16 protein-coding genes, 4 tRNA genes and 1 pseudogene are annotated in these 20,177 nt (G+C 54.4%); 2 read left to right on the plus strand and 19 right to left on the minus strand.

The features are described 5' to 3' along the window. Nucleotides 1-236: 236 nt before the first annotated feature. The 19 genes and pseudogenes from HB631_RS20360 to trxA all read right to left on the minus strand — a co-directional run bounded on the left by HB631_RS20360 (nt 237) and on the right by trxA (nt 17,187). Entirely contained in the window at nt 237-518 is a 282-nt protein-coding gene (locus HB631_RS20360) for a hypothetical protein (RefSeq protein ID WP_213993013.1), read from the minus strand. Nucleotides 519-1,244: 726 nt separating this feature from the next. Continuing rightward, nucleotides 1,245-1,321: transfer RNA gene (locus tag HB631_RS20365), tRNA-Pro, on the minus strand. A 127-nt stretch (nt 1,322-1,448) separates the two neighbouring features. After that, nucleotides 1,449-1,535 (minus strand) — tRNA-Leu (locus tag HB631_RS20370). A gap of 14 nt (nt 1,536-1,549) precedes the next feature. Continuing rightward, a tRNA-His gene (locus tag HB631_RS20375) sits at nt 1,550-1,625 on the minus strand. A gap of 62 nt (nt 1,626-1,687) precedes the next feature. Further along, nucleotides 1,688-1,764, minus strand: a tRNA-Arg gene (locus HB631_RS20380). Nucleotides 1,765-1,868: 104 nt separating this feature from the next. After that, complete coding sequence (wecG, locus tag HB631_RS20385; protein WP_213993014.1) at nt 1,869-2,609, minus strand: lipopolysaccharide N-acetylmannosaminouronosyltransferase; 741 nt, start codon at nt 2,607-2,609, stop codon at nt 1,869-1,871. A gap of 61 nt (nt 2,610-2,670) precedes the next feature. After that, nucleotides 2,671-3,978: pseudogene (gene wzyE / locus HB631_RS20390) on the minus strand (ECA oligosaccharide polymerase); the annotation flags it as partial. Next, entirely contained in the window at nt 3,975-5,060 is a 1,086-nt protein-coding gene (locus HB631_RS20395) for a TDP-N-acetylfucosamine:lipid II N-acetylfucosaminyltransferase (RefSeq protein ID WP_213993016.1), read from the minus strand. The gene HB631_RS20395 and the pseudogene wzyE, both read right to left, overlap by 4 nt. Continuing rightward, on the minus strand, nt 5,057-6,307 hold the full coding sequence (gene wzxE, locus HB631_RS20400; protein WP_213993017.1) for a lipid III flippase WzxE: 1,251 nt from the start codon (nt 6,305-6,307) through the stop codon (nt 5,057-5,059). Before wzxE ends, HB631_RS20395 begins: the two co-directional genes overlap by 4 nt. Before the next feature lies 1 nt (nt 6,308). After that, on the minus strand, nt 6,309-7,439 hold the full coding sequence (gene rffA / locus HB631_RS20405) for a dTDP-4-amino-4,6-dideoxygalactose transaminase (RefSeq protein ID WP_213993018.1): 1,131 nt from the start codon (nt 7,437-7,439) through the stop codon (nt 6,309-6,311). 4 nt (nt 7,440-7,443) lie between these two features. Beyond that, nucleotides 7,444-8,298 (minus strand): dTDP-4-amino-4,6-dideoxy-D-galactose acyltransferase, encoded by an 855-nt coding sequence (gene wecD, locus HB631_RS20410; protein ID WP_255557169.1) that lies wholly within the window; start codon nt 8,296-8,298, stop codon nt 7,444-7,446. Next, on the minus strand, nt 8,276-9,157 hold the full coding sequence (gene rfbA, locus HB631_RS20415; protein ID WP_213993019.1) for a glucose-1-phosphate thymidylyltransferase RfbA: 882 nt from the start codon (nt 9,155-9,157) through the stop codon (nt 8,276-8,278). The genes wecD and rfbA overlap by 23 nt, the downstream gene beginning before the upstream one ends. 70 nt (nt 9,158-9,227) lie before the next feature. Continuing rightward, nucleotides 9,228-10,295 (minus strand): dTDP-glucose 4,6-dehydratase, encoded by a 1,068-nt coding sequence (rfbB, locus tag HB631_RS20420; RefSeq protein ID WP_213993020.1) that lies wholly within the window; start codon nt 10,293-10,295, stop codon nt 9,228-9,230. Then, entirely contained in the window at nt 10,292-11,554 is a 1,263-nt protein-coding gene (wecC, locus tag HB631_RS20425) for a UDP-N-acetyl-D-mannosamine dehydrogenase (protein WP_213993021.1), read from the minus strand. Before wecC ends, rfbB begins: the two co-directional genes overlap by 4 nt. Then, a complete protein-coding gene (gene wecB, locus HB631_RS20430; RefSeq protein ID WP_213993022.1) occupies nt 11,551-12,681 on the minus strand; it encodes a UDP-N-acetylglucosamine 2-epimerase (non-hydrolyzing) in 1,131 nt (376 codons plus the stop codon). Before wecB ends, wecC begins: the two co-directional genes overlap by 4 nt. 76 nt (nt 12,682-12,757) lie before the next feature. Continuing rightward, nucleotides 12,758-13,804, minus strand: coding sequence for an ECA polysaccharide chain length modulation protein (wzzE, locus tag HB631_RS20435; protein WP_213993023.1), 1,047 nt, complete (start codon nt 13,802-13,804; stop codon nt 12,758-12,760). After that, nucleotides 13,801-14,910 (minus strand): UDP-N-acetylglucosamine--undecaprenyl-phosphate N-acetylglucosaminephosphotransferase, encoded by a 1,110-nt coding sequence (gene wecA, locus HB631_RS20440; protein WP_213993024.1) that lies wholly within the window; start codon nt 14,908-14,910, stop codon nt 13,801-13,803. Before wecA ends, wzzE begins: the two co-directional genes overlap by 4 nt. 296 nt (nt 14,911-15,206) lie before the next feature. Then, the gene (gene rho, locus HB631_RS20445) at nt 15,207-16,466 is read right to left on the minus strand and encodes a transcription termination factor Rho (RefSeq protein WP_162367083.1); all 1,260 of its coding nucleotides are present in this window, start codon (nt 16,464-16,466) and stop codon (nt 15,207-15,209) included. 394 nt (nt 16,467-16,860) lie between these two features. After that, the gene (gene trxA, locus HB631_RS20450) at nt 16,861-17,187 is read right to left on the minus strand and encodes a thioredoxin TrxA (protein WP_132923830.1); all 327 of its coding nucleotides are present in this window, start codon (nt 17,185-17,187) and stop codon (nt 16,861-16,863) included. A 118-nt stretch (nt 17,188-17,305) separates the two neighbouring features. On the opposite strand from trxA, the gene rhlB reads away from it, so the two are divergent. Both rhlB and gppA read left to right on the plus strand, forming a co-directional pair. Next, nucleotides 17,306-18,592, plus strand: coding sequence for an ATP-dependent RNA helicase RhlB (rhlB, locus tag HB631_RS20455; RefSeq protein WP_213993025.1), 1,287 nt, complete (start codon nt 17,306-17,308; stop codon nt 18,590-18,592). A gap of 5 nt (nt 18,593-18,597) precedes the next feature. Continuing rightward, nucleotides 18,598-20,091 (plus strand): guanosine-5'-triphosphate,3'-diphosphate diphosphatase, encoded by a 1,494-nt coding sequence (gene gppA / locus HB631_RS20460; protein ID WP_213993026.1) that lies wholly within the window; start codon nt 18,598-18,600, stop codon nt 20,089-20,091. Nucleotides 20,092-20,177: the final 86 nt, after the last annotated feature.

Raw genomic sequence — 20,177 nt, forward strand, 5'->3', positions numbered from 1 at the left:
AATTATTTCACAATTTATGAACTATTGAATATAATTTTTGTTATCAATGCCAGAAGCTAAAATATTCCAGTAGCCAGGGTTAATACTCCAAAAATTGGCTTAAGATTTTTACTGGTAAGTTTATTTTTAATCAAATAGCGATTTGATAAGACGGGAAATAATGAAAATCGCGCACAGATCGCCTCAACACCCTTTTTAATCCGCGCTGAGCGAGCCGATCGCTTGACTAGGAATTTTTACAGAGGCAATGGTTTTGGAACCGATCTTTTAATTAACTCATCGGTTTCAAGGGCAGATAAGGTTTTTCCCGAAAATGCCACCGCATACCGCTGTCCGTCAGCACTGATATGAACGACCGTATCATAACTCCTGGCAGACGGGACTGACTTCCTCTTTTTGCTTTGAGCCATGCCCATCAGGGTCATTTTTGGCGTCACTAAAATACGCCCGATCTTGAATTCATCCCGATAAATGGATGTTTTTCCATCGTTTTCAATTAACAGAAAATCAACTTCCATTTTTCACCTCTCATCAACTCATATGCCTTGTAAAGAGCACATGCTATAACTGGCTCTTTTTAAACATACTAATAAAAATTATGGCCTCAGGGAAAAATTCCCTACATAAATTTTCAGCACAGTACAACATGCGGCGGCTGAATGATACATGTAAGCGTTTTTTTACTAACACTCAACATGGTATTTTACCCTTCAAAAAACCATCTTTTTTTTATACAAGCATGCCGCCTGCGATTATTCGAGGCTATTGCTTATATGGCAGTTTTGCTGTCCATAAATAATCACTTAACAATCCATGGTGAAAAAATTTATTTTCACCACGCTTTTAGCTGAACGATGTTAATTTCTACCTGAAAACGTCATATTTTTTATATTTATGATATGTAAGGTTAATGATTTTCAGTTAAAAGCGCCTTACTGTCAGCCTACACTGTTTCCCCCAACATACCAGTTATCCTTGTGGGATATGATGATAAAATGCGTAGAATCTCTAAACAAGTATAGAGCAAATTTTGGTTTCGTCTTTTGGGCAGTGCGGCGATTGAGGTTTATCGCCAGGTTTGTGAAAGCAGAATATCGGCAACATACCAGTCAATAGCGGGAGAGTTATAACGAGAACGCGGAGAACAACATAGACAAAAAACAGTAAGTTTTTTATAACTTACTGTTTTTCATGATATTTCACAGCTCAAACCGAACATCGCCAGACTGAGCCTTTGGGGAATTTGGTCGGCGAGAGAGGATTCGAACCTCCGACCCACTGGTCCCAAACCAGTTGCGCTACCAAGCTGCGCTACTCGCCGATATCTTGCATTTTACAAAATTTTCGGACGCGGCATACCGCAAACCACTGTGTTTATAACCGCCGTTTCAGCGGAGAAGTTGCACAAGGAAAGACAAAAGATACCGGCGATCAATCTAACAAGGTTGTGGTGCGAAGAGAGGGACTTGAACCCTCACGTCCGTAAGGACACTAACACCTGAAGCTAGCGCGTCTACCAATTCCGCCACCTTCGCATGCCCACTGATTCTGGGGTGACTGATGGGACTCGAACCCACGACAACTGGAATCACAATCCAGGGCTCTACCAACTGAGCTACAATCACCATTACCGACTACCGCAACGCGGTGAAGCAACTGCTACAGCACTTGCGCACTAAACTAAAAATGGTGCGCCCGACAGGATTCGAACCTGAGACCTCTGCCTCCGGAGGGCAGCGCTCTATCCAGCTGAGCTACGGGCGCTTAGCGCCGTTGCGGGTGGGGATAGTACGGAATCGCGGGCTGACTGTCTAGTGCTTTTTCATACTTTTGATGTGTTTGATGACGCTTTGCTCATTTCCTGCCCGTTAAAGGCGCCCGCTGACATAATAGCCCACAAAACGCAAAAGTTTAAACTGCCGGCAAATGCGGCCTGGCTGGCTGACCAGGCGATAGAGCCATTCCAGGCCCATGTTCCGCCAGATGAGAGGGGCGCGCTTGACGTGGCCGGTAAAAACGTCATAAGTGCCGCCTACGCCCATGTATAACGCATTCGGGTAATAGCGCAGGCACTCCCCCATGATTTTTTCCTGTCGGGGCGATCCCATCGCCACGGTGACAATGGCCGCACCGCTCTCCCGTATTCGGCTGAAGAGGGCGGGTTTTTCATCTTCAGTGAAATAACCGTCCCGGCAACCGACAATCGCGACGTTCCAACTGGCGCGTAATTTTGCCGCGGTTTGCTCCAGAACCGCCGGCTTGCCGCCGATAAGAAATACCGGCGTACCCTCCTGACCCGCCCGCGCCATAATCCCTTCCCATAAATCCGCGCCGGCGACGCGGGAAACCCGGGCGGAGGCGTATTTGCGGCGGATGGATCGTACGATGCTGATGCCGTCGGCATATTTGATTTCCGCTTCATTAAGCAACGCAAACAAGGCGGGGTCCCGTTCCGCCTTAAGTACTTTCTCGGCGTTCATCGCCACCAGACAGCCGGTTTTAACCTGATGCCCGTCAAACAGGTAATCCACGCAGTGTTGCTGATCGCGAAAGCCCCAGATAGCCAAACCGCGAATCCGATACCGGGATACCCCGTCAATGTTATCCATGTTTTTTATCCTTGCAGAGGGATGATTATAATGCCTCTGTCGTTCCGCGCGGCTGCCGGGGCCGGATCAGGCCCGCGCGATCAAGCAACCAAAAAAGCAATTTAGCCAATACCAGGCAAAAGCCATATACCAAACAAAAAAACACCACACGGGAAACGAACGCATCGACGCCTTCCCGGGCCAGTACAATGATATTAAATACCGCGCCAAAACAGAATGCCTGCAATACCGCTGAACGGTAGCGATCTGACGCCGCTTTGCCTCGTTCATAAAGGGTATCGAACCCTTTCAGGATCAGCCCCACCACGATAGCGCCGAGAGGGATGAACAGCACGCCGCCCATTACCAGTAAAGATCCGATAAGGGTCGGGGAGATCGCCAGACCCGAATGGTTATTCAATACATTCCAGGTGAAATAATTGGCGGTATTTAATACCAGGTTAGGCCGTTCCGGCCATACCCAGCCGGGGATGAAAACATAAAAGTCCCGCACGATCGGCGCCAGTCCCTGAAAAACGATCTTATCGTAATTCTGCAGCAGCAGCGCCAGATTTTCCCAGGGAGAGAAGGTGTCTCGCGTCAAATATAAAAACGTGTAAAAGGCTTCATCCCCTTTGACATCCAATCCATAACGTTTCAACGCCAGCCAGAACATGCCCGCCACCGCCATCACCCCCGCGCCCCCCAGCATCCACAGGCTTATCCAGCCGCGCTGAACACCGATAAACAGGAACAGGGCAAAGGCGATAATGATATTGGCCCGCGTCCCCCCCACCACCATATAGGTGAGGATGCCGAAGGCAACGGTGCTGGTCAGGAACAGCAGCCAGTTGCGGCGATGGGGATTGAGAAAATAGAGCACCAGCATCGCCGGGATAAAGAAATAAAAAAATCGCTTGAGCGCGACATCGGATACATCCCGGGAAAAAATCTGGCTATAGGATTGCAGGCGAAACAGCAGGAAACCGTTGTGCACAAAAAAAATGCCCACGGTCCCGATGGCGATGAGGGCCAATAACATCCAGATGAGATGGGTCTCCACCCGGTTAAATGTCAATAACCCGCGGGAGCGGGTCGGCGAAGGGGCGAACCAGCGCGTTTTATAGCTGACATAATAAATCCCGTAAAAGGCGGTGGCCGCCAGCAAGGCCTCCATCAAGTACTCCGCCGGCACCACCTGGACGTTATAGCGAAAGGCCAGCACACAGGTCAGCGGGAATCCGAGATAAAAGGTCAGCAGGAAAAGTATCGAGAAAAAAACGTTGAAGTTAAATCTGATACGCCTGAATTCCCGATAGGTCAGCGTCAGGACAAACAGCAGTCCCGGCAGATACACCGCCAGCAATCCGCCAAACTGCCCCAGAGTCATAAGGTGGCCCCCGCCGCCGTCGCCAGCGCCTGCCGCCAGCCCTGCATATAGTTGGGATAGAAAAACGCGATGCGGCTTTTATCCACGGCGGCCAGTTGCCGCTGAGCTTCACCCACCACCGCCGTATCCAGCACATCGCCATGGAACAATACCGGCACCTGCTGCTCCGTTAAATCCCGCCAGAACGGGTTTTGCCGGCTCAGCACAAAGGGCACGCCGAACTGAATCAACAGGCAAAGCGTACCGATGCCCTGTTGCCGGTTAAACAGAAAATAGCCCAAATCGCACTGCCGCAGCAAGGCAAGATAATCCTTAAAGGCTATCGGTTCAGTCAATAGCTTAAGTTGTTCCGGGGGGAAATATTTTTCACCTTCGGCCCGAATCCGGGCGATATAGTCGTCATTATTGGCCGGATAACCCAGGGGGATAATGAGCCGTACACGGGCGCCGAACTGCCGGTGGATGGATTGCAGCCCCTCCAGATGCCGGTTGGAGCTGTCGCCGGAGTTGCCCAGCAGGATAGTCAGGTTTTTACCCGCCGGCAGCGGCGGTCTTGCATAAGACAGGTCGGGATCCATGCGGGTCGGGAAATAGAGCGGCGCGCAAGGCACCTTGTGGTGACGCTGCCGGTAAACCGAAAGGTCGCCCAAGGTAGCGAACACATGGCCGAGGCGGCCCTGGGCACGGCGGCGCAGCAGGTAAAACAGGCGATGCTTCCATTGAACGGACTCTTCATAGAGATCCGCCCCCCAGATATGCCAGCTGACCTTGGCCGGGGGGACCCGGCCGGTGAGCAGCGCCAGCCAAATGCCGGCATTGAATTGGCCGTGCAGAAAAAAACGCGCTTTGGGATCGGCGGCGGCGCGCTTGATGACCCCCCGCGCCAACGCCGGTTTATCGGCATAGCTCTCGATATTCAACCCATTGAAACCCGAATAAAGGGCGGAATCACCGGCCACCACCATAAAATGCCGTACCTGTTCAGCCGGCAATACTCCGGCCAGGCGGTCTTTAAAGAATTTTAAGACCGTTACATTATGATGGGGTATATCTGCACCCAGAACATGGATCAGCAAAGTCATTTTTTCCTGGAATAGAGAATAAACACGCCGCCGCAAAGTAAAAAATAGACGATATAGGTTGCCATATAGGCTTGGGTCGCGCCAAGGGCCCCATTAAGGGGGATCAGCCAATGGGAAAAGCCGGTTAACAATATAAACTGGCTCAATTCCGTCAGGAGATAAAAACGCAGGGAGGCTTTGGCAATCACTAGATAACCAAATACGTAAGCGCCCACTTTCAATACATCGCCAATCAATTGCCAGGCAAAGAGATCGCGCATCGCGTCGAACTGTGCCGACAGCAGCAAACGGATGGCGATATCGCGCAATAGCCACAGCACCAGGCTGACGCCGGCCACCGCCGGCAGCACAAACGATAAAGCGCGGCCGATCTCTTTGCTGATATCGCGCTTGTCGGTTAGGCGCGCCAGCGTCGGCAGCAGATAGACCGTAAAAGAGGCGGTGATAAATTGCAGGTAGGCGTCGGAAATGCTGCTGACGCCTTGCCAGATACCCACCTCCGCCCAGCTGTATTGCCGCGCAAGCAGATTTCGCATCAGGATATAGGCCACCGGCAGGGTAAAGGACGTCATCAGCGCCATCAGGGTAAATTTGCCGAGCTCGGTGGCCAAGGCCCGATCCCATGCCGGACGTAAATCCCCCAGACGAATACGCCGCCGCCGGACGACAATCAAGGCCGCCGGCAGCAGGGTGGCGGCCGGCACCAGCGCCAGACCGGCCAAAGCGCCCTGATAGCCACCCAGGAAATAACTCAGGAAGTAAGCGCCCGCTCCCAGTACACTGCCGCAGCCGACGGCCAGGGCGTTTCCCGCCGCGTCGCGAAACCCTTTCAGGATGGCCAGCATCAGGTTGGCATAAGCGATACCGAGCTGAATAAACGCCACGGCGTAAATCACATACCGGTATTGGTCATGACCGAACAGAGCGCGGCTGATGGGCCCGGCCGCCACCAGGAATACCAGCGCCAGCAGGGTGGAGAATCCCAGCACCAGGGTGGTACCGGTGCCCAGCACCCTGCGCAGCTGTTCCGGCTGGTGCCGGTACTGCGCCACATACTTGGTGATGCCGTTAAAAATACCGGCACCGGACAATACCCCCAGCACAGTCACCAATTGCCGGAAATTACCCGCCTGGCCGACGCCGCCGGGCCCGAAGGATACCGCCAGCAGTTTTACCACCAGCAGGCCGGCGCCGATCTTTACCAGCGTCGATCCGGCTGTCCATAATGACGCTCCGGCCAGCGACATATCAGGCGAAATATCCGTTTATGGCGTCGATAACCTGGGATTGGACATCGTCGGTGAGATTGTAAAACAGCGGTAATCTCACCAGTCGGCGGCTTTCGCGGCCGGTAAAGCGCTCTTCACCGTGGAAGCGGCCAAAGCGTTTGCCGGCCGGGCTGTCATGGAGGGGAATATAATGGAATACCGTCAGGATATCCGCCGCTTTCATATGGCTGATAAACGCCGCACGATCCTGGATATCCCGCAATTTCAGGTAAAACATATGGCCGTTTTGCCCGCAGCCCGGCGCGATGAAGGGGAGTTCGATGCGGCCCCGCTCAGCCAGGGGCAACAGCGCCTCCCGGTAACGGCGCCACAGGCTCAGGCGGCGTTGATTGATCTCTTCCGCCGCCTGCAGCTGCCCCCAGAGATAGGCGGCCTGGATATCCGCCATCAGATAGCTTGAGCCGATATCGCGCCAGGTGTATTTGTCCACCTGTCCGCGAAAGAACTGGCTGCGGTCAGTGCCTTTTTCCCGAATGATTTCCGCCCGTTCAATCAATGCCGGGTCGTTTATCAGGGTAGCGCCGCCCTCGCCCCCCGCCGTGTAGTTTTTGGTTTCATGGAAACTGAAACAGCCGATATGGCCAATGGTGCCCAGAGCCTTGCCTTTATAGGTGGACATCACCCCCTGGGCGGCATCTTCCACCACAAACAACCGGTATTTTTTCGCCAGCGCCATGATAGGGTCCATTTCGCAGGCTACACCGGCATAGTGAACCGGCACGATAACGCGGGTTTTATCTGTGATGGCCGCTTCGATCAGCGTTTCATCCATATTCAGGGTATCCGGGCGGATATCCACGAACACGATGGAGGCGCCGCGTAGCACAAAGGCGTTGGCGGTGGAGACAAAGGTGTAGCTGGGCATGATCACTTCATCGCCGGGGCGGATATCCAGCAAGATAGCCGCCATTTCCAGCGACGCGGTGCAGGAGGGGGTCAGCAGTACCTTGGCGCTGCCGAAACGCTGTTCCAGCCACTGCTGGCAGCGCTGGGTAAAACCGCCGTCACCGCAAAGTTTGCCGCTGCCCATTGCCGAACGGATAAAATCTATTTCAGTTCCCACTATCGGTGGCGCGTTAAACGGAATCATGTGTTCACCTGTATAACCAATAAGCGGCGCTATCAATGGTCGCGCCGCATGCGATATAAAGCCGTAACGCGGCGATATTGCCGGTCTGGGTAGCCACCCGCAGGCGTTTTTTTTGATGCTCGCGACACCAGGCCAGGGCCGAGTTAAACAACAGGCGGCCGATGCCCCGGCCGCCAAAGGCCGGTTCCACCGACAGCAGCCCGATACGTACCTCGTCATCAGAGATATCCCGCAGGGTCACCATGCCGATAATGGCCCCCGGCGGGCCAGCCACCAGGCAGCGGTGATCAAAACGCCCCAGCACGGCGTTCTCGGCCCACAGGGCGTAAAAACGACTGCTGTCCGGGCCGGAATACCAGGGCTCACGAAACCGGCTCAAGACAAACGCCGTTGACGCCATGGAGCGCAACGCCGGAATATCCGCCGCATCTGCAAGACGGATTGCTGCCGTGGCCACCGTTTTGTCCGGAGCGATGCTCGTCGTTTCAGTTCCGGCCGTCACGACAGCGGCCCGGTGATTCGACCGCGCGGCGTAACCGGAACCGTCCGTGTGTTTTGACTTTGCCCGGGAGCCGGAATCGGCCTCGAATTGAACGTTTTTGCCCTTGGCGGCTTTGGCGGTCGGTGTTATTTCAACGCTGAGGTCGGTTTCACCCTCAACAAGACGAAAGCCCAGCGCCGCCAATGCATCAAGCTGTCGCGGGCAATGGGCCGCCACTTTGGCCTGGACGATTTTGTAGGCATCCAGCGCGGCGGACGTCAACGCCGGCGCCGCCGGGTTAAAGACCAGTTTGCCGCCGGAGAAACCGAAAAAATCGCTTTCCCAGCGCAGCGGCTCAATATTGGCGTGGACGGGCATGGAGTAAATCCACCAGATATTGGCCGTAGCCGGTTTTAGACAATGCTTGGGCCGCCCGGCGCACGCCGTCGTCGTCCAGCCAACCGTTACGCCAGCCGATCTCCTCCAGGCAGGCGATTTTAAACCCCTGGCGTTTTTCCACCGTCTGCACAAACATGCTGGCCTCGATCAGACTGTCATGGGTGCCGGTATCCAGCCAGGCAAAGCCCCGGCCGAGGAGCTGCACCTGTAGTTGGTCGCGCTCCAGGTACATTTGGTTGATAGAGGTAATCTCCAATTCACCGCGAGATGAAGGGGTAACCTGTTTGGCGAATTCAACCACCTGGGCATCATAAAAATAGAGACCGGTCACCGCCCAATTGGATTTGGCCCGCACCGGCTTCTCTTCCAATGACAGCGCCCGAAAATTATCATCAAATTCAACCACGCCGAAGCGTTCGGGATCCATTACCTGATATCCGAAAATGGTCGCGCCCTGGGTGCGCGCCGCCACCTGCCTTAATTTCGGACTGAACCCCTGGCCGAAGTAGATATTATCCCCCAGCACCAAACAACAGGGTTCGCCGCCGATAAAGGTTTCGCCAATCAGAAAGGCCTGCGCCAATCCATCGGGGCTGGGCTGGCCGGCATAGCTGAGGCGAATGCCGAACTCGTCGCCGTTACCCAGCAATCGCCGATAGGAAGGCAGATCATCGGGGGTGGTGATGATCAGGATGTCTCTGATACCCGCCAGCATCAGCACCGACAAGGGATAATAGATCATCGGCTTGTCGTAAATGGGCAACAGCTGTTTGGACACGCCGCGGGTAATGGGATGAAGGCGAGTGCCGGAGCCGCCCGCCAGAACTATGCCTTTCATAGGCTCTCCTGCCGTCGTTTCATGAAAAACAGCCGTGACCGGACACCGGCCGGCCATGCCGCAGACGAGCCTAGCGTGCCAGTCCCAGACGCTCGCCGGAATAGGTGCCGTCCTGCACTCTACGCCACCAGGCCGGATGGGAAAGATACCATTGCACGGTTTTGCGCAAACCGCTGTCGAATGTCTCCTGCGGGTGCCAACCCAATTCACGTTCGATTTTTCCGGCGTCAATGGCGTAACGCCGATCGTGCCCGGGCCGGTCGGCCACAAACTGAATTAAATCACGGAAATGCGCCACGCCGGCAGGCTTGGCAACCGCGCACTCTTCCAATATCTCGCAGATCGACGCCACAACATCGATATTTTTACGTTGGTTGTGGCCGCCGATATTGTAGGTATCGCCAATCTTCCCAACCTGCGCCACCCGGTACAAGGCCTGTGCGTGATCCTCCACGTACAGCCAATCCCGAATCTGTCCGCCGTCGCCATACACCGGCAACGGTTTTCCCGCCAGGGCATTCAATATTACCAGCGGAATCAGCTTTTCCGGAAACTGATAGGGGCCGTAATTATTGGAACAATTGGTGATAAGCGTGGGCAAACCATAGGTTCGCAGCCAGGCGCGCACCAAATGATCGCCGGCGGCTTTAGAGGCGGAATAGGGACTGCTGGGGGCATAAGGGCTAATTTCGCTAAACAGGCCTTTAGATGAGCCAAGATCCCCATATACCTCATCGGTGGAAATATGATGCAAGCGAAAAGCCGACTGTTTTACCCGGTCCAGCGACCGCCAATAACGCAGTGCCGCCTCCAGCAGGATATAGGTACCGTCGATATTGGTGCGGATAAACTCTGCCGGCCCGTCGATGGAGCGATCCACATGGCTTTCCGCCGCCAGATGCATGATAAGGTCGGGCCGGTAGGCCTGCAAAAGCCGATCCACCGCCGGGCCGTCACAAATATCCAGCCGTTGGAAATGATAGCGTTCGTCCCCAGATACCGATGCCAATGAGTCCAGGTTACCGGCGTAGGTCAGTTTGTCCGCCACCAGCACATCGTCCGGGGTCGAGGAAATGATATACCTCACAAGCGCAGAGCCGATAAACCCCGCGCCGCCGGTGACCAGTATCCGCTTCACCGCCAGACCCCCCGGGTATCCACCACCCACTTTTGCCGTATTGCCGAGGGCGGCAGCGCGTTGAACTGACGGTGATCCACCAACATCACCAGCACATCCGCCCGGCTGAGCGCCTCGTCCAGCGCGGTGAGAGTGACCTCTCCGGCCAGCGCCTGCGGCAGTTGCCCGACGTTGGGCTCAACCACCAGGGTGGTTCCTTGATGCCAGGAACCTATCCGGTGGGCAATGGACACCGCCGGACTTTCGCGCAAATCATCGATATCCGGTTTGAACGCCAAGCCGAAACAGGCGATGATCACGTCGCCGGCACGTTTATTAGTCTCAAACAGGCACTCCGCCACCGCCGACTTTACCTGTTCCACCACCCAGTCCGGCTTATCGTCATTTACCATACGCGCGGTCCGGATCAAACGCGCCTGCTGCGGATTCTGCGCGACGATAAACCAGGGATCCACCGCAATGCAGTGACCGCCCACGCCGGGGCCGGGTTGCAGGATATTCACCCGCGGATGGCGGTTGGCCAGACGAATCAGTTCCCAAACATTGATTCGCTGCTCGGCGCAAATCAACGACAGCTCGTTGGCGAAGGCGATATTCACATCCCGGAAGCTGTTTTCGGTGAGCTTGCACATCTCGGCGGTACGTGAGTTAGTGATGACACATTCACCCTCCAGGAAGAGTCGGTAAAGCTCGCAGGCGCGGGCGGAACAGCGCGAGGTCATGCCGCCGATCACCCGATCGTTTTTAATCAGTTCGGCCACGATTTTGCCCGGTAACACCCGCTCCGGGCAATAGGCGATATTGATATCCGCCTGTTCCCCCGCCGTCTGGGGAAAATGCAGATCGGGACGGGCCTGTGCCAGCCATAGCGCCATCTGTTCGGTGGTACCCACCGGCGAGGTGGATTCAAGGATAATCAGATCCCCCGGTTTTAATACCGGCGCAAGGGAGAGGGCCGCCGCCCGGACATAGGTCAGGTCCGGCTCATGGCCGTCTTTGAACGGCGTCGGTACCGCGATCAAAAAAGCATCCGCCGCCATGGGACGGTTCACCGCCCGCAGATAACCTTCTTCAACGGCGCGTTTCACCAGTTGATCCAGGTCCGGCTCGATAATATGAATTTCGCCGCGATTGATGGTATCGACGGCCCGTTGATTGACATCCACGCCCACCACTTTTTTTTGGCGCGAGGCGAACGCCGCGGCGGTAGGCAGGCCGATGTAACCCAGCCCGATCACGGAAATTGTGTCAAAACTCATACTTGCACCTGATGATTTTTTAAGGCTTCGATTATTCGCCGGCATGCCTGTCCGTCACCGTAGGGATTATGGGCCCGGCTCATGGCTTGGTATTCATCGACGTCATTAAGCAATTTTGATACCGCCGCCTGTATCCTGGCGGGATCGGTGCCCACCAGCAGGACCGTTCCCGCCGCCACCGCCTCGGGACGCTCGGTGGTTTCCCGCATCACCAGCACCGGTTTACCCAGGGAAGGCGCCTCCTCCTGAATACCGCCGGAGTCGGTGAGAATCATATACGCTCGGTCCATGAGGTAGACAAACGGCAGATAATCTTGGGGATCGATGAGTTTGATATTGGCTATGCCGCTTAAAATACGGTTAACCGGTTCGCTGACATTGGGGTTCAAATGCACCGGATACACCACCTGCACTTCGGGATGGTTGCAGGCAATATGGGCCAACGCGCTGCAAATTCGTTCAAAACCGTCGCCAAAACTCTCCCGGCGATGACCGGTAACCAAGATCAGTTTTTTTTGCCCATCGAGAAAATCGTAGCGCTGCTCAAGAGCGGTGCGCAAAGCGGCGTCATTCATGATGCGGTCGCGCACCCAAAACAGCGCGTCGATTACGGTGTTGCCGGTGATGAAAATCCTGTCCGCCGCCAGACCCTCCCGCAAAAGATTTTGCCGGGCGTTTTCGGTGGGGGAAAAATGATACATGGCCAGATGGCCGGTTAATTTACGATTGGCTTCTTCCGGCCAGGGCGAGTAAAGATTACCGGTGCGTAACCCCGCTTCCACATGGCCGACCGGAATATGCTGATAAAATGCCGCCAGGCTGGTGGCCAGGGTGGTGGTGGTGTCGCCGTGCACCAGAACCACATCGGGTTGAAACGATGCCAATACCGGTTTCATGCCAATCAGGATCCGGCTGGTAATTTCCGTCAGCCCCTGGGAGGGCTGCATGATATCCAGATCGTAATCGGGAACGATGTCGAAAAGACGCAAAACCTGATCCAGCATTTCCCTGTGCTGGGCCGTGACACAAATTCTTGACTCGAAGGCCGGATCATTGGCCAGGGCCAAGGAAAGCGGCGCCATTTTAATGGCTTCCGGCCTGGTGCCGAAGACACTCAACACTTTCACAGCAATTCCCTTCCGTCTCGTGTAAGCCACCGGGATGGCTTGTATAAGTTCTGCCGCGTAGCGGGCTACAGCAACATCATCGACGGCGGCTTAACGCTATCCCTGCGCCCACCAGCACACCCATGGCACCCCAGAGAATGAGCAGGAAAACCCGGCGAGGTCTGTCGCGTTTTACCGGTTCCTCAGGCGTTCTTAAATAACGATATGTCTGGAATTTATTCTGCAATGTCGGTCCTACATTCAGCGTAGCCAACATTGCGCGATTCTGATCGTATTCCACATCATAATTGGGGCCGGCGACCTGTAATGCCGAGAGCCTGGCTTGCAGCTCCGGTTGCCCTAACAGGTACAGTGCGGACTGCGGTAATGGCGCTGCCGACGCATCGGTTTGACTATGGCTTATCCCCTGCTGCTTCGCAATCTCCAAGGCCTGCCGAAGCGCATTCACATCCCGTTCAAACATGGCCTGCGCCACCGCCTCCTGACGCTTGACCTGAGCCTTCAGGGAGAGGGTTCGAGCCGTCCATGCGCCGGTGACATCTTCGTTCAAAAACCCGTCCGCGCGCTGGTTGGCATAAGCGACATAAGCACGCAACAGCGTATTGGCATCCGCCGCCGTCTCGGCTGTCAAGGTCACCTGATCCGGCAGCTTTTTAGCATCGTCGCGGGGGCTAAACTGGATGTCATTGATCATTTCATCCAGCAGCAGCGCGTCGGTACGGGGATTTCCCTCTTTACGCGCATTGTAATAAGCGCTTTGTAAGTAGAAATCACGCCGGGTATCATAGGAGGAGAGCTGGCGGATAAACTCCTGGTAGGCCTCATCCCCGATAGACGACATATCCGACGTCGGCAAGGTAGAGTTTTTCACATCAAGGTTACGTAAAAATTGCTGTTGTGAGAAATAGCTGCCCAACATATTCACCGTCGGCCGATCGGTGATGGTGGTCGCGGTCCATTCCTGCTTGACTAAAAAAGAGTAGATCAAGGCGCAAGCGGCAAAAACCGCCGCCATGGCGAAAATCCAGCGTTTGCCGCGCCATAGTCTGAGAACAAGGCCGTGAATATCCAGTTCGTTATCCAGTTGTGGATCCTGTGAGGAAGCATGTTTATCTGGTGTCATTTCCGTTCCGAAGTGCGGCCAGCCGTTAATTTTTTATCGCCGAACCGTCGTTTGGTCCGCTTCACGAAGCGCGCTACCCGCCAGGCGCATTTGAGCAAATAGCCATACAGTAAAAAGACCAATATGAATAAAATCAGCATCACGGATTCAGGCCAGGCCAGCCAACGCTCTCCCACGACGCCGAAAGCAGCCAGCAAAGCTGCCGTAACGGTAATGATAACGAAGGCTTGGCGGGAACTAAAGCCCGCACGCATGATGAGATGATGGATGTGTTGCCGGTCGGGGGAAAACGGACTCATACCCTTGCGCATCCGGCGGTACATTATGGCTATCATGTCCATTAGCGGAACGGCGATGATCCACAAGGCGGTAACCGGGTGCATCGGATGGCCGTCGCCCTGGGTGCTTTGCAAAATGATCCAGATGATGCTGAAACCAATCATGGTGCTGCCGGCATCGCCCATAAATACTTTGTAATGCCGGCCGAATACGCCGAGGTTAAGCAGGATATAGGGCAAAATGGCGGCGATCATGGCGAAACACCACATCCCCAGGGCAGGGTTATTATCCAGCCACATGAGTATGCCTATGGCTCCCAGGGATACACAGGATAACCCCCCCAGCAGACCGTCGATACCGTCCATCATGTTAAAGGCGTTGATGGAGGCCCAGACAGCAAACAGGGTAACCAGATAACCAAAGGGTCCGAGCAACATTTCCCAGGGGCCAAAGATTAATCCCAGGCTACTGATGTAGAGACCGCCGAAAACCATCATGGCGATAGCCACTAGCGCCTGAATGCCGGCGCGGGAGATAACGCTGATATCGTATTTATCATCAAGGGCCCCGGTAACAACCAGAATTCCCGCGCATAATAAATAGAGACCGATGTGGGGTACAGCGTGATCGGTGTAAATAAAAGTAAAGCAGATACCGGCATAAATGGAAATACCCCCCACCAGCGGGATCTGCCCTTGATGTCGTTTGCGGTAATTGGGTCGATCTACCAGACCTATCTTTTTGGCAATCTTGCGCAGAAAAAACAAAAAAACCATTGAGAACAGAAAAATGGCAATAAAATCAGTACTCATATTGAGTAGGTTCACAATAGAAAGCTCTCTGCATCCATCGGGCTGTTTGGGACGCTACTGTGGTGTACGCCTCACACTCTTTGCCTCAATTGCCACCAAAGTCCGTGACACTGAAATTTTTTTCTTTGATCTTTTTCATCGTACCCGACTCCGTCAGGTCTGTTGAAGCAAAAGACCGCTTGCCGTTACCCTTATAGCTACAACTTGAAATCTTTTGGGTAGGAAGGGTATGACAAGCAAGATGCGACTATCCTAGCATCACAAACAAAAAACGCCACGTTTAGACGTGGCGTTACCCGAGTTTTTGTTGTTTAAGAGCGTTTCATCATGTCGAAGAATTCGTCATTGGTTTTGGTCATGGCCAATTTGTTCATCAGGAATTCCATGGCATCGGTCTCACCCATCGGATGAATGATTTTACGCAGGATCCACATTTTCTGCAGTTCCTCCTGCGTGGTAAGCAACTCTTCTTTACGGGTACCGGAACGGTTGTAATCAATGGCGGGGAATACACGTTTTTCGGCAATTTTGCGCGAAAGGTGCAGTTCCATATTACCGGTACCTTTAAACTCTTCGTAAATCACTTCGTCCATCTTCGAGCCGGTGTCGATAAGCGCCGTCGCGATAATGGTCAGGCTACCGCCTTCCTCCATATTACGCGCCGCGCCGAAGAAACGTTTCGGACGATGCAGGGCGTTGGCGTCCACGCCGCCGGTCAATACTTTACCAGACGCGGGTACCACTGTGTTGTAGGCGCGGGCCAGGCGGGTAATGGAATCCAGCAGGATGATAACGTCTTTTTTATGTTCTACCAGACGCTTGGCTTTTTCGATAACCATCTCGGCCACTTGCACATGGCGGGAAGCCGGTTCATCGAAGGTTGAGGCAATGACTTCGCCTTTCACCAGACGCTGCATTTCGGTCACTTCTTCCGGCCGTTCGTCAATCAGCAGCACCATCAGCACGCAATCGGGATGGTTATAGGCGATGCTCTGCGCAATATTTTGCAGCAGCATGGTTTTACCGGCTTTCGGCGGAGCCACAATCAGTCCACGCTGTCCGCGACCGATGGGGGCGGCTAAATCCAGCACCCTGGCGGTAAGATCTTCGGTGGAACCGTTACCGCGTTCCATGCGCAAACGGGAATTGGCATGCAGCGGCGTCAGGTTTTCGAACAGGATTTTGTTACGAGCATTTTCCGGCTTGTCGTAATTGACTTCGTTGACTTTTAACAGTGCAAAGTAACGCTCGCCCTCTTTAGGCGGCCGTATCTTGCCGGAAATGGTATCCCCTGTGCGCAGGTTGAAGCGGCGGATTTGGCTCGGGGAAACATAGATATCGTCGGGACCGGCCAGATAGGAGCTGTCACCGGAACGGAGAAAACCGAATCCATCCTGCAATATTTCCAAAACGCCATCGCCAAAGATATCCTCACCACTTTTAGCATGCTGCTTTAAAATGGCGAAGATGATGTCCTGTTTGCGCATGCGGGCCAGATTTTCCAGCCCCATATTTTCGCCGAGAGTAATTAGCTCAGAAACCGGCGTATTTTTTAATTCGGTAAGGTTCATAATGGTGGGTTCTTAAACTCGGGGTATTTCTCGAACTATTCTTGTGGATGGTATGGCAGCGTAAAATCGTGCCTGTCTAACGGCATTTAATCCCAGTACATCCCGTTTGGGCTGATGAACAGCAAATCATGCAAAATGAATACAAGAAGACTGAAGATTGAGAGCGCCTAAAAACGGATCAATTCAAATCCAGATTGCCTGAACACCTTGCTTGATCACGCCAATGCTGTTCTATAACGGGACTCGGGCAAAGAGTAAAGCTCAGATTCAAACTACGGGTAAGATCTAAATGCAGTGGACATAAACTTAGCATGGTTCTTGACGGGCGTCTAGCGGTCAATACGAGAAATCATAACGAACACCAGGGCCCGGCAGGAAATCGCCTTGTGGGCGATTACAAATTTTTATTGAGGAATTCTTTCAGTTGGCCTTTGGACAGCGCACCGACCTTGGTTGCCACCACTTCGCCATCCTTGAACAGCAAAAGCGTCGGAATGCCCCGGATGCCGTATTTAGGCGCCGTTGCCGGGTTTTCATCGATGTTCAGCTTGGCGATGGTCAACTTACCTTCGAATTCATCAGCGACTTCGAGGAGTATGGGCGCTATCATCTTACAAGGACCGCACCACTCCGCCCAGAAATCCACCAGGAACAATCCCTTTGCCTGCAACACGTCCTTGTCGAAGCTGTCGTCACTTAAGTGAATAATTTTATCGCTCATGTTCTACTCCACAGGATTATCATTACCCGGCTGATTTAAGGGTTACTGACGCCGGGTTGACTTTATTTCACTGGATACGCTTTCGTAATTCAATAGTTAACTGTTATTCTACCACACTATGAGCAAAACACACTTAACCGAAAAGAAGTTTTCCGACTTCGCCCTGCACCCGCTGATTACTGAATCCCTTGTAAAGCAAGGGTTTAGTTATTGCACGCCTATTCAGGCGCTGACACTGCCCATCACCCTCGACGGGAAAGATGTGGCGGGCCAGGCGCAAACCGGAACCGGAAAGACGCTGGCCTTCCTCGCTGCCACGTTTCATCATTTACTGACACATCCCGCGGATGAGCAGCGCCAAATCAACCAGCCGCGAGCGCTTATCATGGCGCCGACCCGCGAGCTGGCGGTGCAAATCCATTCGGACGCTGAACCCTTAGCCCAGGCAACCGGCCTGAAAATGGGTCTGGCTTACGGTGGCGACGGTTACGACAAACAGCTTAAAGTCCTCGAATCCGGGGTCGATATTCTGGTGGGCACTACCGGCCGTCTCATCGATTATACCAAGCAAAACTATATTAATATGGGTGCCATTCAGGTAGTGGTGCTCGACGAAGCCGATCGCATGTTCGATTTAGGGTTCATCAAAGATATCCGCTGGTTGTTCCGGCGTATGCCCGCCGTTGAACAACGCCTGAATATGCTGTTTTCAGCCACCTTATCCTATCGGGTACGTGAGCTGGCGTTTGAACACATGAACAACGCCGAATATGTTGAAGTGGAGCCGCTGCAGAAAACCGGCTATCGGATTCAGGAAGAGCTGTTTTATCCGTCCAACGAAGAAAAGATGCGTCTTCTGCAAACCCTGATTGAGGAAGAGTGGCCGGATCGCTGCATTATTTTCGCCAATACCAAGCATCGCTGCGAGGATATCTGGGGGCATTTGGCCGCCGACGGACATCGTGTGGGTTTGCTCACCGGCGACGTTTCGCAAAAAAGGCGCTTGCGCATTCTGGAAGATTTTACCCAGGGCGCGCTGGATATCCTGGTGGCCACCGATGTTGCCGCCCGCGGCCTGCATATCCCGTTGGTCACCCATGTGTTCAATTACGATCTGCCCGATGATTGCGAAGACTATGTCCATCGTATCGGCCGGACCGGACGCGCCGGGGAAAGCGGCAGTTCCATCAGCCTGGCCTGTGAAGAATATGCATTGAACCTTACGGCGATCGAAAGCTATATTGGCCATCAGATCCCCGTCAGTAAATACAATAGCGATGCGCTATTGAGTGAGCTTCCCGCGCCGAAACGACTCACGCGCGCTCGGCCTGGTACCGGCCCGCGTCGTCATTCCGTATCCCGTCGCAGCGGAGCGCCGCGTTATAACCGCAAACGTCCGGGCTGATAAAGATGCTGAGCTGCACCTCCCTTTACGCCGCCATTGACTTAGGCTCTAACAGTTTCCATATGTTAGTGGTTCGTGAGGTGGGCGGCACCATCCAGACGCTGGCGCGCATCAAACGTAAAGTGCGCCTGGCTGCCGGATTGGATGACGGCAATCAGCTATCCCATGAGGCCATGCAGCGCGGCTGGCAGTGCCTGAAACTCTTTGCCGAACATTTGCAGGACATTCCGCCGACCCATATCCGCGTGGTGGCCACCGCCACGCTGCGCCTTGCCGTCAATGCCGACGCTTTCCTGGTCCCCGCCGGAGAAATCCTGGGCTGCCCGGTCCAGGTTATCAGCGGCGAAGAGGAAGCACGGCTGATTTATCAAGGGGTGGCCCATACCACCGGCGGTTCGGACGAACGCCTGGTGGTGGATATCGGCGGCGGCAGCACCGAGCTTATCGTGGGGCGCGGCGCTCAGGCACTGGAGCTGTTCAGCCTGGAAATGGGCTGCGTCACCTGGCTCGAACGCTGGTTTAACGATCGCAGTCTGACCAAGGAGAATTTCGAACAGGCTGAACGTGCGGCGCGGGAGATGATTCGTCCCGTGGTATCCAGTCTGTTGGCCTCGGGCTGGCAGATTTGCGTCGGCGCGTCCGGCACCGTGCAGGCGCTGCAGGAGATTATGGTGGCTCAGGGCATGGACGAGAACATCACTCTGAGTAAGCTGCTACAGCTCAAACAGCGGGCCATCCAGTGCGGCAAGCTGGAAGAACTGGAAATCGAGGGTTTGACGCTGGAGCGGGCGCTGGTTTTCCCCAGCGGACTGTCGATACTGCTGGCGATTTTCCATGAGCTGGGCATTAAAACCATGACCCTGGCCGGAGGCGCGCTGCGGGAAGGCATCATGTATGGCATGCTGAATATCTCGGTCTGCGAGGATATCCGCGAACGGACGCTGGAAAACATGCAGCACCGCTATCAGCTGGATATCGAACAGGCGCAGCGGGTGAGCCGGCTGGCGGACAATTTCGCCCATCAGGTGGCTAAAGCGTGGCAGTTGGACTCCCGATGTTTCACTTTGCTGCACTGCGCGACCATGATTCATGAAATTGGCCTGAGTATCGATATCAAAAATGCCCCGCAACATGCCGCCTACCTGACCCGGCATACCGATTTACCCGGTTTTACCCCTGCCCAGCAGAAGCTCATCGCTACGCTGTTGCAAAATCAAAGCCAACAGATTGACGTTGCCCAGTTGAACCAGCAAAACAGCCTGCCGCCCCGGATGGCGCAGCGCCTGTGCCGGCTGATGCGCCTGGCGATCATCTTCGCCAGCCGCCGTCGCGACGACACAGTGCCGGAAGTAAAACTGCGGGCGCTGGACGATACCCTGCATGTGCTGTTGCCCCATGGCTGGCTGAATCAGCATCCCCTGCGTGGGGAATACCTGGAACAGGAGAGCCAATGGCAAAGCTACGTCCATTGGCCGCTGTTGCTGGAAGAAATTCATTAATTAAACGTCTATCACCCTGCCCCTCCTTATCGACACCGAGTACGTTTGTCAGCAGTCTGAATCGAGCTAATACGCCTAGCGGTAGA

The organism is Sodalis sp. dw_96 (assembly GCF_018449575.1).
Taxonomy (GTDB): Bacteria; Pseudomonadota; Gammaproteobacteria; order Enterobacterales; family Enterobacteriaceae; genus Acerihabitans.